At 72.7% G+C, this 13,603-nt stretch carries 13 protein-coding genes and 1 riboswitch; of the genes, 4 read left to right on the forward strand and 9 right to left on the reverse strand.

Going from position 1 to position 13,603, the window contains the following annotated elements; all coding sequences use genetic code 11:
• Positions 1–7: 7 nt before the first annotated feature.
• Entirely contained in the window at positions 8–157 is a 150-nt protein-coding gene (locus KCQ71_RS20440) for a hypothetical protein (protein ID WP_223409439.1), read from the reverse strand.
• Positions 138–253: riboswitch (SAM riboswitch) on the reverse strand. It overlaps the preceding gene by 20 nt.
• Before the next feature lie 62 nt (positions 254–315).
• Complete coding sequence (locus KCQ71_RS27750; RefSeq protein ID WP_223409442.1) at positions 316–2,121, reverse strand: lipase family protein; 1,806 nt, start codon at positions 2,119–2,121, stop codon at positions 316–318.
• 236 nt (positions 2,122–2,357) lie between these two features.
• Between KCQ71_RS27750 and KCQ71_RS20450 the strand changes: the two genes are divergently transcribed.
• Together KCQ71_RS20450 and KCQ71_RS20455 are read left to right on the forward strand one after the other, a co-directional pair.
• Entirely contained in the window at positions 2,358–2,900 is a 543-nt protein-coding gene (locus KCQ71_RS20450) for an NADPH-dependent FMN reductase (RefSeq protein WP_223409446.1), read from the forward strand.
• Entirely contained in the window at positions 2,897–3,460 is a 564-nt protein-coding gene (locus KCQ71_RS20455) for a flavin reductase family protein (protein ID WP_223409447.1), read from the forward strand. The genes KCQ71_RS20450 and KCQ71_RS20455 overlap by 4 nt, the downstream gene beginning before the upstream one ends.
• Positions 3,461–3,501: 41 nt before the next feature.
• Here KCQ71_RS20455 and KCQ71_RS20460 read toward each other — a convergent pair whose 3' ends face one another.
• The 7 genes from KCQ71_RS20460 to rplU form a co-directional block, all read right to left on the reverse strand.
• On the reverse strand, positions 3,502–5,361 hold the full coding sequence (locus KCQ71_RS20460) for a hypothetical protein (RefSeq protein ID WP_223409450.1): 1,860 nt from the start codon (positions 5,359–5,361) through the stop codon (positions 3,502–3,504).
• A complete protein-coding gene (locus KCQ71_RS20465) occupies positions 5,358–5,912 on the reverse strand; it encodes a hypothetical protein (protein WP_223409452.1) in 555 nt (184 codons plus the stop codon). The genes KCQ71_RS20460 and KCQ71_RS20465 overlap by 4 nt, the downstream gene beginning before the upstream one ends.
• Positions 5,909–6,859 (reverse strand): DUF4231 domain-containing protein, encoded by a 951-nt coding sequence (locus KCQ71_RS20470; RefSeq protein ID WP_223409454.1) that lies wholly within the window; start codon positions 6,857–6,859, stop codon positions 5,909–5,911. The genes KCQ71_RS20465 and KCQ71_RS20470 overlap by 4 nt, the downstream gene beginning before the upstream one ends.
• A 57-nt stretch (positions 6,860–6,916) precedes the next feature.
• On the reverse strand, positions 6,917–8,068 hold the full coding sequence (gene proB / locus KCQ71_RS20475; protein ID WP_223409456.1) for a glutamate 5-kinase: 1,152 nt from the start codon (positions 8,066–8,068) through the stop codon (positions 6,917–6,919).
• Entirely contained in the window at positions 8,065–9,561 is a 1,497-nt protein-coding gene (gene obgE, locus KCQ71_RS20480; RefSeq protein ID WP_223409457.1) for a GTPase ObgE, read from the reverse strand. The genes proB and obgE overlap by 4 nt, the downstream gene beginning before the upstream one ends.
• A 199-nt stretch (positions 9,562–9,760) precedes the next feature.
• The gene (rpmA, locus tag KCQ71_RS20485; RefSeq protein ID WP_154794808.1) at positions 9,761–10,018 is read right to left on the reverse strand and encodes a 50S ribosomal protein L27; all 258 of its coding nucleotides are present in this window, start codon (positions 10,016–10,018) and stop codon (positions 9,761–9,763) included.
• Positions 10,019–10,057: 39 nt separating this feature from the next.
• Complete coding sequence (gene rplU / locus KCQ71_RS20490; protein ID WP_223409459.1) at positions 10,058–10,366, reverse strand: 50S ribosomal protein L21; 309 nt, start codon at positions 10,364–10,366, stop codon at positions 10,058–10,060.
• 278 nt (positions 10,367–10,644) lie between these two features.
• Here rplU and KCQ71_RS20495 point away from each other — a divergent pair, with 278 nt between their 5' ends.
• Complete coding sequence (locus tag KCQ71_RS20495) at positions 10,645–11,379, forward strand: Type 1 glutamine amidotransferase-like domain-containing protein (protein ID WP_223409461.1); 735 nt, start codon at positions 10,645–10,647, stop codon at positions 11,377–11,379.
• A gap of 90 nt (positions 11,380–11,469) precedes the next feature.
• Positions 11,470–13,587: a hypothetical protein gene (locus KCQ71_RS20500; protein ID WP_223409463.1), complete on the forward strand. Its 2,118-nt coding sequence runs from the start codon at positions 11,470–11,472 to the stop codon at positions 13,585–13,587.
• Positions 13,588–13,603: the final 16 nt, after the last annotated feature.

Below are 13,603 nucleotides of genomic sequence, written 5' to 3' on the forward strand. Positions count from 1 at the left end.
GGTCGGCTCAGGCCTGGACCGGCAGGGCCGACATCGAACAACAGCACATGGCGAGGGAGATCTGCAGCGGCGTGGTCGCTCGTTCCCTGGTGATGATGCCCATGTGCGGTGTTTCCCTCTTCTCGAGCGCCTGCGGCGCCGTGCGCTTGCTCCGCATCGAATGACCGGAACCAGGTCGTCACCCGGGGCACCCCACCGCAGTTGGAGGGTTGCCGGTCAGCAAGCCGGGGCTTTTGCGCTGACACTCAAGACCTTGGAGGTGAGTCTAGGAGACCCTTTGATGACGTGTCAACCAAACCTCGGGGTCCGCACGACTCAACAGGTCGGAGTGGGATCGGCGCCGGCCAGGCGGGCCGTGGTCCAGTCGACCAGCTCCTCCGTGAGCGGTGAGTCCGCGGCGACCAGGCTCAGGTGGTCGAGACCGGCGTACTCCCGGTAGTCGAGGGACTGCCCGGCGGCGCACTGCGCGCTCATCCAGGTCCGCTGCATCGACGGCAGCACAAGTGTGTCGGCGTCCCCCTGTGCGACGAGCACCGGCACGTCGATGAGGTCGGTCGGGCTGTTGTCCCGCAGCGTGGCCCCCAGGCTGGAGTCGAGGGCTTCGTCGACGAACACGGGCTCGAACAGCTGGGACGCCGCGACGCCGGCGGCGAGGGCGTCCCGGCCGTCGAAACACAGGGCACCGATCCGGTCCACCACGGGTTCGGTGCCCGGGGTGAGGACGTCGTCGACGCCGAGTTCCGGGTAGTACTGCGCCCACGAGGCGGCGATGTACGCCGACACGACCTTTCCAGCGACCTCGTCCTTGATGCCGGCCGCAAGGCGGTACAGGTCGGTGGCCGGCGCCATCGCCGCGACCCCGACGATGGTGAACTCCGGTGCGTACTCGGGGGCGACGATCGCCGTCCACAGCGCACCGTGACCGCCCTGTGAGTGGCCCCAGACCGCCGTCGTGTCCGAGAGCGCCAGCCCTTCGATCTGGTGGGCCGCACGGAGTGCGTCCAGCACGTCCCGGCCGGCCTCCTCACCGACCAGGTACGGGTGCGGTCCCGCGGTGCCGAGGCCGACGTAGTCGGTGAGGACCCCGGCCCAGCCCTGCGCGACCATGTCCTCCAGCGCGGCGCCCGCACCGTTTCCGAACGGGGCCGGCGCCAGCGAGGGGGCGCAGCGCGGCACGATCCCGGTGGTGCCATGGGCCACCGAGACCACCGGCAACGCATCCCCGGTGCGCTCGGCCGGGGCGATCACGGTGCCGCTGGCAACGGCCGGCGAACCGTCCGCATGGGTCGTCGTGTACAGGATGCGCCACCCGTCGGCGCCGGCCGGAACCCCGGTCGAGAGCGGTTCGGTCCGCAGCAACTGCCCCGGTTCCGCCGGGACCGCGACCGGTGGGGTGTAGAACCCGTCCGGTACCACCTCGGGCCCGCCGGCCCGCAGCCAGTAGGTGCCGCCGGCCATGAGCACCGCGACCAGCAGTGCGGCGATCCCGACGGCGAGCGCACTCCCCCGCCGGAACCGCCCGGCCGGCCGCGGCGAGGGTGCCGCGCCGGAGCCGGCCGAGCCGCTCACGCGCCGCAACATCGACAGCGCGGCGGGGATCGCGAGGACCAGGCCCGCGTAGACGAGGAAGGCACCGAAGATCGCGCCCACGGCAAGCACGGTCAGGACCGGCCAGGCCTGGGCGAGCGGGGCGAACAGCAGCGCCGCGACTCCCCCGAACGTGGCACCGGCCCGCGCGGTCCGGGTGCCCCGGATCGCCCCGACGATGCCCGCGACCCCGCTCGCCACCAACGCCACGGACAGGACGGTGACCAGCCCCGGCAGCGTGAGGCCGCGCCACAACGCGACGAACCCGCCCAGGCCGACCAGGAGCACGGCGAGGATGACGTCCACCCGAGCGATCGAGGACGCACCCGCTTGCAGGTACCGGGCCACGCCGGCGAGCACGAGGCCGGCCGCCACCAGGCCCAACAGCAGGTGGATACCGGCGCCGGCCGCGACCGTGGTGAGCGTCACCCCGAGCAGCACCATCAGTCCTCCGACGACCCCGGCCACGGCGGGCGGCGTCGGCCGCGGATCCAGGGGGCGCCATCGGCGTGCCTGCTCTGTCCCTGCGGTCACGGCGCTCCCCGACCCCGCCGGTCGTGCGCCGGCACCCGCGTGGGCCGAGGTGGCCCGGAGCCAGTCTGGCGCACTCCGCGACCGGCGCGCCGCGACACCATCGGCGGACGGGCCATCTCGCCATTCGGGATTCCCCGGACGTCCCGGAGCCGGGTGGTGACCCGACGGTAGCGTCGGGTCACGGGAGCACGCGCCAGGCACCCGACCAGTCAGATCGCCGAGTTCGGACGGGAACGATGACCACCACTCTCACCACCCTGAGCGGCAACCCGCGTCGGGGCTCTCGCACCCTCGCCGTCGCCGAGGCTGCCGCCACCCGGATCGCCGGCCTGGTGGGCGGATCCGCCCCGGTCGACGACCGCGTGATCGAGCTCGCCGACCTCGCCGGGCAGCTGTTCGCCCCGGAGCACCCCGAGGCGGACGCAGCGCTGGCCCGGGTGGCCGGTTCCGACGTCCTCGTCGTGGCGACGCCGGTCTACAAGGCCAGTTACACCGGACTGCTCAAGTCCTTCCTCGATCTCTACGGTGCGAACGGGTTGCGCGGGGTCGTCGCACTGCCCGTCGTGGTCAGCGGCAACCCGGCCCACCTGCTCTCCACCGACATCCACCTGCGGTCGTTGCTGGTGGAGCTCGGCGCGAGCGTCCCCACCCGCGGCCTCGGGGTGGTCGAATCCCAGCTGGGCACGATCGACGACGTGCTGGATGCCTGGTTCGCCGACCACGGCGCGCTTCTGCGTGGCGCGGTCACCGCCCGGGCCGGTGCGGAGGCGGCGGCATGAGCGCCGAGACGCTGAGCGACCTGGAGCGCCTGCTCGCCGAGCAGGACGAGCCCCAGCTGAACGCCGACGAGTACAAGCGGGTCTTCCGTCAGCATCCCGCCGGGGTCGCTGTCGTGACGTTCAACGGTCCGGGCGCGGAGGCTGCGGGCCCGGTGCCGGTCGGCTTCACCGCGACGTCGGTGATCTCGGTCTCGGCCGCTCCCCCGTTGCTCGCGTTCTCGATCGCGTCGACGTCCTCGTCCTGGCCGGCGTTGAGCCAGACCGGGACCGTGGTCGTGAACTTCCTCGACGGTCCGTCCGCGCACCTGTCCACCACCTTCGCGACGAGTGGAATCGACCGGTTCGCCGATGCCCCCTGGCACCGGCTCCCCACCGGTGAACCCACGCTGACCGAGGCGTGCGCCCGGGTCCGGGGCCGCGTGGTGCAGCGGATCCCGGCCGGAGACAGTTACCTGGTCACCCTGCGGGCGCTCAGCGCCCAGATTCCCAGGACCGGCTCGCCTCTGGTCTACCACGACCGCAGCTACCACCAGATCGGCGGGCACAGCCGGCTGGCCTGATCACGACCGAACCGCTCCACCGGAGCCGGCGGACCGGACGGTCAGGACCAGTCCGGCAGGTACGCCTTCGTGGCGGCATCGATCGCGATCGAGTACGTCCAGTCGGTGCGTCGGGTGGAGCCCCACGCCTGCCAGCCCTGCCGCTCGCTGTGCGCGAGGACGGTGACGCCGTCCGGCACCCACGGTCCCGCGATCGGCGAGAAGAACGGGATCGCTCCGACCGCACCGATGAAGGTCGCCCAGCGCCGGGCGATCTGGCTGCGCCTCCACGGGCCGAGGACCACCATGACCCGGCGGTGCTGCAGGTAGTTCGCCACGAGCTCGATCTCCCACGCGAACCCCTGCCGGACCTCGAGGGGGGTCGCACTGAGCACCACCGCCCGGGCCGTCTGCGCGTACCGGGCCACGTGCTGCTGCCACTCGTCGTTGCTGAAGCTGGCCCGGGCAGCGCCGATCGGGGCGATCCGGGCACCGGGCGGCGCGATCGCGATCACCGGCCCGGACATCGAGAGCTGCTGCACCAGCACCTCCTCGAACCGCACCTGGCGGAACAGGCTGAGCGCACCGAACAGGCCCCTGCGGCGCAGCAGGCCGGGCAGTTTCAGCGAGTCCTCGTCGAAGCTGCGCAAGTACAGGTAGTGCGGGCGGGTGTCCTGGGCGAGGGCATCCGCCACCGAGGCCGCCCGGATCCGCCGACCGAACTCGTCGAGGGCGACGAGCAGGGCGATGGCCACGAGCAGGACCGGCACCAGCCAGATCCGCTGGTTGCCGGCGAAGGCCCGAGCGATCGGGTAGAGCGGCCCCGCGAGCGGCTCCCAGCGCCCGGAGAGCCCGGCGGCGGAGTCGACCGGCCAGCCACCGCTGGCGCCCGCGTACCAGTTCAGCAGTACGAAGACGACCAGGATCACCGGGAGCAGTCCGTAGGCGATGGTGCTCAGAGCCATGCCGACGCCGCCCCGCATGCTGAGGCTGCCGAGCCGGGCGGGCCGGACGTCCTCCACCGGGTGCGGTGGGATGAGGCGGTACATCAGGGCGACGAACCCGACCAGGACCGCGAGGCCGAGCAACAGGCCGAGTGCCGCCGAGGTGTCCCCGGCGATGACCGCGTTCAGTTCGACGAGGGTCAGGAAGCCTGCGAAGAACCAGACGGCCATCCGGATCCGCCGCTTCCACCGGGCGCCCAGCACCACCCGGGTCAGGTCGTGGTACCGGGGTGAGGTCGAGCCGGACCGGTACCGGGGGCGGCGCGCGAAGGCGATCAGCCGGAAGGGTCCGACGACGAGCAGCCACATGAACACGACGAAGACGATCGTCTGCAGGAGCACGTCGCTGAGGTTGTAGCCGGGGGTGTTGACCCGGGTGTACCCGTCCGCGGCCAGGGTGTCCTGCAGGTCAAGGGCGAACGGCCCGATCTGCCCGGCGCACGCTCGCGGTTCGGCAGCACACGGCAGCCGCAGCTCGACCAGCGCGGTCGAGTCCTCCGCCGTGGTGATCCACTGCGACCTGAGTTCGGAGTCGCCCCCGTTCCACCGGACCCGCTCCTCGCCGTCGAGCACCTCGACCCCGGTCACCGGCTCGCCGGGGATCCCCCGCCACTCGGCCAGGCCGATGGCCTCGTCGTCGTCGTCACAGACGACGTACCAGAGGGTCAGCTCCTCGCCCGCGCCGGGCCCCTGCCAGCGCCACTGCTGCGCGGTGCCGCAACCTGGCGCATCCCCGACGCTCTCGTCGACGGCGGACGTGAGCAGGAACCAGTCGTCGCCGGGTGCCCATGGTGGGTCCCCGGCCGGGGCCGCGGAGGCCGACGGCGCACCGAACGTTCCGAGGAGCACGGCCACCAGGGCGATGGCAAGGCCGAGCACCACGCGCCGGGCCGGGCGCACCGAGGCAAGGGACGTCACGCCGGCCTCGCGTAGCCGTCCGGCCAGACGACGGCGACCTCGATGCCGCCTGCGCGGGCGGCGTCGACGATCTGCGCCGTACCGCCGGTGCCGCGCTCGCGCTGCCCGTCCCAGACGGCGAGCAGCAGGTCGGCCCCCTCGAGCACGGCCAGCCCGGCCGCCAGATAGGCGTCCGGGGACGGCTCGGGATAGTCGAGCACACGGACCGAGGCGGCCCGAGCCAGCAGGGCCTCGAACGGGGCCTGGTAGTCGGCCAGGAGGGTCTCGGCGTAGCCGTCGGCGGGCAACACCACGTCCAGACGCAGGCCGAGCGACAGCGCGATCCCGGCCGCCAACTGGTCGGCCCCCTCGGCCAGGCTGCTGACCAGGTGGGCCGGCCCACCGGCCCGGCCCGCCCGGTCCTCATCGCGGCCGACGGCGTTGCCGTCGTCCGTGCCGCCGACCTCGTCGACGGCGTACGGGGCGAGGACGGCCCGCACGCCCCGAGCGATCACGTCCCGGGCGGCGTCGTCGTAGTTCCGGTGGCCCGTGACGGCGATCCTGGCGCTCATCCGACCGACTCGTCCGGGGTTCGGCCCGGCTCGGCGGTGCGCAGCGACTGCCAGGTGGTCAGCTCGTCGGCGAGCACCGCCTCGGCGCGCGCCACGAACGTGGTCCACTCGTCCTCGGTGATCCCCTCGCGGGTCCAGGCGACCAGGGTGGCCAGGTGGCTCGCGGTGCGGCCGTAGATCTCGTGCGTCTTACGGTGCTGGCGCATCTGGTTCCAAGCGCCGAACACGGCAGCCAGGGCACCGAACACGCCGAGCAGGTCGAGGTCGATGATGTTCGCGGCCTTGAGCACCGCGGCGGCCAGACCCGCGGCCTCGGCGAGCAGCATCGCGAGGAACCAACGGTCCGCGAGCACGCCGTGCCGGCGGCTCTTGCGGGCGTACCAGGTCATCTGGTCAACGATGCGCCCGGTGACGTACGCGTCCCGGCGCGTGGTGAAGTCGGCCTCGCGCAGGTCCGACATGGCACGTGTGACGTACTCGAGGTTCTGGCCGTGGGTGGCCAGTGTCACGCCCAGGTCGGCGATCTCGTCGTTCTGCGCAGCCAGGAACATCCGCCGCGCCCGTGGTCCGTCGAGCTCCGGACCGAACGGGGCGCCCCGCACCGCGAAGCGCCAGCTGTCCGCCTTCGCCGACTCCGCCACGGAGCGGGCCCGCAGCCAGTGGGACTCGGAGTCCTTGGTGTTCAGGTACACGCGCAGCAGCAGGCTGGCGCCGAAGCAGACGGCACCGAGGACGGCGACGATGTCGGCACCCGAGCCCGGCAGTGGGATGGAGAACGTCCCGCACAGGGCGGCCAGGACCAGCAGTGTGTAGTGCACCCGCATACCGCGCACGAACGTGGTCTGGGACCTGACGGCCACCTCGTCGGCGGCGGCGACCACACCCGAGAGGTCCTCATCACGCAGGATGCCCGGCGGGCGCACACTCGGCTCCGACCTCTGGCTCATGCACCCCTCCGGCGATCCATCGACGGCTCAGCCTAATGGCCCCCGGCGGCGACGGGGTCAGGTTCCGCGGTACGGGCGCACCTGCACCAGGTCGTCGCGGTGGACCACCGCGCGGGCGTTGCCGTCCCCGAACCGTTCCCGCAGTTGCACCGACGTGGCACCCATCCGCTCGGGCAGCTCGTCGGCGGAGTAAGCGACCAGTCCCCGGGCCACCACGGTGCCGTCCGCGGCGGCGATCTCCACCGGGTCCCCTGCCTCGAAGGTGCCCTCGACGCCGATCAGGCCCGCGGCGAGCAGGGATTTCTTCCCGACCGTGAGCGCGCGGACCGCGCCGTCGTCGATGATGAGCCGGCCGCTGGTGTGGGCGGCGTGCGCCAGCCACAGGCGCCGCGTCTGGATCCGGCGCCCGGTGGTCGAGAACCAGGTGCCGACGTCCTCGCCGGCGAGTGCGGCGGCAGCGTTCGCGGCGCTGGTCAGGATGACCGGCACACCGGAGCCGACGGCGATCTGGGCCGCCTCGATCTTCGTCACCATGCCGCCGGTGCCCACGTGCGAGCCCTTGGCGGTCAGCTCGATGCCGTCGAGGTCCGCCGGCGAGTCCACGCGGGCGACCCGGCTCGAGCCGGGCCGGCTCGGCGGGCCGTCGTAGAGCGCGTCGACGTCCGAGAGAAGGAGCAGGCCGTCGGCGCGGACCAGGTGGGTGACCAGCGCGGCGAGGCGGTCGTTGTCGCCGAACCGGATCTCGTGGGTGGCGACGGCGTCGTTCTCGTTCACGATCGGGACCACACCGAGCGCGAGCAGGCGCACCAGGGCCCGCTGGGCGTTGCGGTAGTGGCTGCGCCGGATCACGTCCTCGACGGTGAGCAGCACCTGCCCGACGGTGCGCTGGTGTGCCGCGAACGCCCGGGTGTAGTGCGCCATGAGCAAGCCCTGACCCACGCTCGCCGCCGCCTGTGCGGTGGCGAGGTCCTTCGGGCGGGAGCTCAGTCCGAGGACGGTGAGCGCGGACGCGATCGCTCCGGAGGAGACCAGGATCACCTGTCCCCCGGCCGCCACCCGGGCGGCAAGCACGTCGGTGAGCGCCCGCAGGCGGTCTACGTCGAGACGCCCGGCGTCATCGGTGAGGGACGACGACCCGACCTTCACCACGAGCCGCTGGGCCCGGGCGGGGTCGGCGAACGCCGCCCGGTCGGTGAGCTCCGGCGTCATTCGTCGTCGTCGCGATCGGTCCACAGTTCGGCGCGGGCCGCAGCCTTGGCGTCCATCCGGCCGTGGAACTCCTCCCGCTTCTCGGCGCGGGTGGGCCTGCTCCGGTCCTCGAGGCGGAGGTCCGTGCCCCGCGGGGAGGCGAGCAGTTCCGGTCCGGTGAGCAGGGTCGGCTCCCAGTCGAACACGACGCCGCGGGGACCGTCGCCGATCACGACCTCGTCACCGGCCACTGCTCCGGCCTTGAACAGGCCGTCCTCGACGCCCAGCCGGGCGAGCCGGTCCGCGAGGTACCCGACGGCCTCGTCGTTCGCGAAGTCGGTCTGACGCACCCATCGCTCCGGCTTGTCGCCGCGGACGAGGTAGTAGACGTGGTCGGTCTGCCGGCGGGTGACCGTGAAGCCGGACTCGTTGACGGCGCGGGGACGCAGCACCGTGCGCGTGGGCTCCGGGGCGGGGGCTGCGTCACGTGCCTGCTGCACGATCTCCGCGAGCGCGAACGACAACTGCCGCAGACCCTCGTGGGAGGCGGTGGAGATCTCGAACACGCGCAGTCCGCGAGCCTCAAGCTCGGGCCGGACCAGCTCGGCCAGATCCCGCGCCTCGGGCACGTCGATCTTGTTCAGGACCACCAGCCGGGGCCGCTCGGTCAGCGGGGTCCGGCCGCCCTCGATGCCGACGTCGCCGGCGTAGGTGGCCAGTTCCGCATCGATCACGTCGAGGTCGGTGATCGGGTCCCGGCCCGGGTCGAGGGTGGCGCAGTCGAGGACGTGCACGATGACGGCGCAGCGCTCGATGTGCCGCAGGAACTCCAGGCCGAGGCCCTTGCCCTGGCTGGCGCCGGGGATCAGCCCGGGCACGTCGGCCATGGTGAAGCGGGCCTGACCGGCCTGCACCACCCCGAGGTTCGGCACCAGGGTGGTGAACGGGTAGTCGGCGATCTTCGGCCGGGCGGCGGACATCGCCGCCACCAGGGAGGACTTGCCGGCGCTCGGGAACCCGACCAGGGCCACGTCCGCGACGGTCTTGACCTCGAGGACGAGGTCCTCCTCCCAGCCCGGCTCTCCGAGCAGGGCGAAGCCGGGGGCCTTGCGCTTCTGCGAGGAGAGCGCGGCGTTGCCGAGCCCGCCCTGGCCGCCCCGAGCGGCCACGTACCGGGTGCCGGCTCCGACTAGGTCGGCGAGCAGCACGCCGTTGGGGTCCTTCACGACGGTCCCGTCCGGCACGTACAGCACCAGGTCCTCGCCGCGCTTGCCGGTGCGCATGTCACCGGCGCCCTGGGTGCCGTTCTCGGCCCGCCGGTGCGGCGAGTGGTGGTAGTCGAGCAGGGTGGTGGTCTGCGGGTCCACCTCGAGGATCACGTCACCACCGGAGCCACCGTTGGCGCCGTCGGGCCCGCCAAGAGGCTTGAACTTCTCCCGGTGCACGGAAACGCAACCGTTGCCGCCGTCACCGCCACGCGTGTGCAGGACCACACGGTCCACGAAGTTCGCCATGACTGGCTACCTCCTCATTGCTTGGGGTGGAACGGACTGGCTGAAACAAGACGGCGGGGGGGGGGGGGGGGGCGGGGCCGCCCCCCCCCCCCCCCCCGGGGGGGGGGGGGGGGGCGCCCGCCGGGGCGGGGGGGGGGCCGCCCCCCGCCCCCCCCCCCCCCCCCCCCCCCGCCGGACGTTCGTGGAGTGCGTGGCCCGCTCAGGCCTCGGCGGCGACGACGTCGATGACCTTGCGGCCCCGGCGGCTACCGAACAGCACCGAACCCGGCTCGAGGGCGAACAGGGTGTCGTCCTTGCCGCGGCCGACGTTGTTGCCCGGGTGGAAGTGGGTGCCACGCTGGCGGACGATGATCTCGCCGGCCTTGACGACCTCGCCACCGAAGCGCTTGACGCCCAGACGCTGAGCGTTGGAGTCGCGCCCGTTGCGGGAGGAGCTTGCGCCCTTCTTGTGTGCCATGACGAACCTGCTCTCTTGAAGCTCTACGGGTGGGAGGGGTTACTTGATGCCGGTGACCTTGAGGCGCGTCAACCGCTGACGGTGCCCCAGGCGACGGCGGTAACCGGTCTTGTTCTTGAACTTGAGGATGGTGATCTTCGGACCCTTCTCGTCCCGAACGATCTCCGCCGTCACTGTGATCTTCTTCAGGTCGGTGGCCTCGGAGGTCACCTTGTCCCCGTCGACGAGCAGGATGGGCTCGAGTTCGACCGAGTCGCCCTCGGCCCCCTTGAGACGGTCCACGACGACGACGTCACCGACGGACACCTTCTCCTGTCGGCCGCCGGCCTTGACGATCGCGTACACCACGTTTCCTGCTCATCTCTGTCGTCACAACATGTCTGGGTTCCCGCGCCGGGCAGCCATCTCGGGCCAACTGGCCAGCGAAGACGTCCGCTGCTCGCATGCTCACGCCGCGAGAGGCGCGCACCACGGGACACGGTGCACAAGCACCGACGCTCAAGATTACGCGAGAGGAGCCCTGGGAGCAAACCACCGGCGTGTGAGTTTCGCCATGACCCGGATACGGCAGGATGTCACCGCGCCCGAGCCGCATCCGCCCGCCGATCCGAAACCGGAGCCCACCCATGCCCGCCGATTCTCCCACGATCCTGGCCACGTCCGGTGGCTACCGTCCGGGGCACCGGGTCCGCCTTGAGTTCGGCGCCCTGGTGCACCACGCCGTCGACCTCTCCGGCGCATCCGGCCGCGCGCCCAGGGTCAGCTATCTGGGCACGGCCGGGGGCGACCAGGACTGGCGGGCCGCGAGCATGCATGACGCGGCGCGGGTGGCCGGCTTCGACCTCACCACCGTGCGGCTGTTCACCATGCCGAACCTGGACGACGTCGAGGGTCACCTGCTCGAGGCCGACGTGGTCTGGGTGGACGGCGGGTCGGTCGCGAACCTGCTCGCGGTCTGGCGCGTGCACGGCCTGGACGAGATCATGCGCAAGGCATGGGCCGCCGGGGTGGTGCTCGCCGGGGTGAGCGCCGGCTCGATCTGCTGGTACGCCGGCGGCACCACGGACTCCTTCGGCCCCGAGCTACGCGCGGTGACCGACGGTCTCGGACTGCTCCCCTACGGCAACGGCGTGCACTACGACGGCGAGTCCCGCCGTCGTCCCCTCGTGCACGCCCTCGTGGCGGACGGCACGCTCGGCGAGACCCACTGCACGGACGACGGCGTCGGTCTGGTCTATTCGGGGACCCGCCTCGTCGAGGCGGTCACCGAGGCACCCGGCAAGGGCGCGTACGTGGTGCGGCGCGAGGCCGACGGCCGCGTCCGCGAGGATCGCATCGAACCGCGGCTGCTGGCCGGCTGACCGGCCGGCGGGACCGGGGGCGCTCACCGGGACAGACCTGCCCATCCGCCCCGGCCGGCGGCCGGTGCCGGGCGACTAGCCTGGGACGCGATGACTCTCCAGTCCCCGACCGCCCCGGTGCCCCCGAAGCGGCGTGTGCAGCCCGCGGCTCCCCGCACACCGAGCCAGTTGCTGCTGGCCGCCGGCGGCGACCCGTTCGACCACGCCCGCGCCACGGTGGCCTCGGCGCTCGGCGCCGCCAGCGAGCTCCTCGGCTTCCTGCCGCAGGAGCAGGAGCAGTTGCGGCAGCGGTTCACCACGATCGTCTCGATGCTCGAAGCGGACCGCCGGATGCTCGCCGACTGGCGACTGATGCTGACCGAGCAGCAGGTCCTCGGTTCCGTGACGCCACCCACCTGGGGTGAGTACGCGACGCTGGCGGGCGCACCGGCCGGCCGGACACCGGTCAACCCGGACACCCAGGCAGAGCCGGTGTACGGCTTCAACGCGGTGCTGGGGCACGTCGGCGGGGCGCTGAAGTCCGCCACGGACGCGCTCGCGCAGTTCGGCGCGCAGATCGGCTCCTCGCGCCGGTTCCTGCTCGCGGGCAACGTGGCCACCGCAGCGGCCGGCGTCGAGCATCTGGCCGCGATGTTCACCGCGGCGATGTGGGACTACGAGCGGCCGGCCATGCCGACGCTGCCGGCCCGCTCCGGGCGCATCGAGCTACGCGCGTCGCCCCGCGCGCGGCCGCAGACCCGCTGGGCCAGGTACGCCCGGGTGATGTTCGTGGCGGACCGGGTCGAGTTCACCACGGCGCAGGGTCGGCGAGTGATCGGCACGGACACCCCGATCGCGTACCTGCTGCATGTCGCGCCACCGTCACCGGTGGATGTGCTGGCCCCCTACGACCCGGCCGAGCGGTACGCGCAGGTGCCGCTCTACGACGCCCTCGGCGCGGTGCACTTCTGCAACGACGCCGGCCACAGCATGGGCGCGATCGCGGTCGCGGACTGGCTCGTGCAGCCCGAGGTCACGGTGGCCCAGCCCTGGTCGATGGCTCCCGGCGCCGAGTACCTGCGGGCCCACGCCCGCCTGGTCTGGGCGCTGCAGGCGACCGGGGTCACCGCCGGAGCGGCCACCCTGCGCGTGCCGATCCGGCGCGGCGTGGCGCACCCACCGATGGCCGACCCGGACCGCGTCCGGCCCAAGGCGAAGAGCGGCACCACCGGACTGGCGACGCCGACCAACCCGGCCGCCACTCCGATCGACGTGGTGGCGGACGTGATCCGCCCGGCGCCGCACCTGCTCCCCTACCGCGGCACTGGTGCCCGGCCGGCCGATGCCTACCGCCGCCGCGCCAAGCGCGGCAACACCCTGAACAAGGACACCGGCCCGGCGTCCCCGCTGAACGGGATCATCCGATGGCCCGCGCTGGCCGCGATCATCATCGGCGGCCTCGGGTCGGCATACCTGCTCGCGAACACCTGGTGGGTGCGCGCCTGCGTCGTCCTGATGTTCGCGGCCGTGCTCGAGCCCTGGCTCTGGTGGCTCTGGGCCTGGTTCCGTGACCACGACCTCCGCCGGATGAAGGCCGTGTACCGGCCCGGGTCCGCACCGGGCAAGACCCTGCGGTTCGCACGGCGGGCGGCCCTGCTGTACGACGGCGCGAACGTCGGCATCCGCAGCGCCACCGGCCATGAGGCCTGGCTCGCTGCATCCTCCGACTCCGACCTCGGGCTGGTCTCCATCCAGCGGCTGATGCACGAGGGGCAGGCCTGGGCCTTCGCGCTCACCGACCGCTGGGGGCACTGGCGCGCCGTGCTGCCGGCGCGGGACTGGGCACCCAGCGGCGACCTCGGCGGCCTGGCCGGCTTCGCCCAGACCGCCGGCCTGGAACTCGGGGACACGACCGCCGCGCCGTTCCCGGTGACGAACGACCCGCTGGACGAGTCGTCGGCGTTCGCGGCGACCCGGTCGAAGGGACCGCGGACCCGCGGCATGGTGATGCTCGGGATCTACGCGCTCTCCGTGGCCCCGCTGACCCTGCTCGGTGCCCGCACCGCCACGTTCATGCTGTTCCTGGTGGCCGCGATCGCGCTGACGCCCACGTTCCTGCGCTACGTGTGGAACCGGTGGCTGGACCGACGCCCCGCGCCCAAGGGCGCCCGTGCGGACCCGCGGACCACCGAGCCACTACAGATGGGTACCGCGAACACCGGGGCCTGAGGCCCCTGCCCTCCGC

It is taken from the genome of Occultella gossypii, assembly GCF_019947135.1.
GTDB lineage: Bacteria > Actinomycetota > Actinomycetes > Actinomycetales > Beutenbergiaceae > Occultella > Occultella gossypii.

Coding starts and splice junctions, on each gene's coding strand:
- KCQ71_RS20450 (WP_223409446.1), top strand. CDS start 2,358: ATGACCACCACTCTCACCACCCTGAGCGGCAACCCGCGTCGGGGCTCT.
- KCQ71_RS20495 (WP_223409461.1), top strand. CDS start 10,645: ATGCCCGCCGATTCTCCCACGATCCTGGCCACGTCCGGTGGCTACCGT.
- KCQ71_RS20500 (WP_223409463.1), top strand. CDS start 11,470: ATGACTCTCCAGTCCCCGACCGCCCCGGTGCCCCCGAAGCGGCGTGTG.
- KCQ71_RS20455 (WP_223409447.1), top strand. CDS start 2,897: ATGAGCGCCGAGACGCTGAGCGACCTGGAGCGCCTGCTCGCCGAGCAG.
- KCQ71_RS20440 (WP_223409439.1), bottom strand. CDS start 157: ATGCGGAGCAAGCGCACGGCGCCGCAGGCGCTCGAGAAGAGGGAAACA.
- proB (WP_223409456.1), bottom strand. CDS start 8,068: ATGACGCCGGAGCTCACCGACCGGGCGGCGTTCGCCGACCCCGCCCGG.
- obgE (WP_223409457.1), bottom strand. CDS start 9,561: ATGGCGAACTTCGTGGACCGTGTGGTCCTGCACACGCGTGGCGGTGAC.
- rpmA (WP_154794808.1), bottom strand. CDS start 10,018: ATGGCACACAAGAAGGGCGCAAGCTCCTCCCGCAACGGGCGCGACTCC.
- KCQ71_RS20470 (WP_223409454.1), bottom strand. CDS start 6,859: ATGAGCCAGAGGTCGGAGCCGAGTGTGCGCCCGCCGGGCATCCTGCGT.
- KCQ71_RS20465 (WP_223409452.1), bottom strand. CDS start 5,912: ATGAGCGCCAGGATCGCCGTCACGGGCCACCGGAACTACGACGACGCC.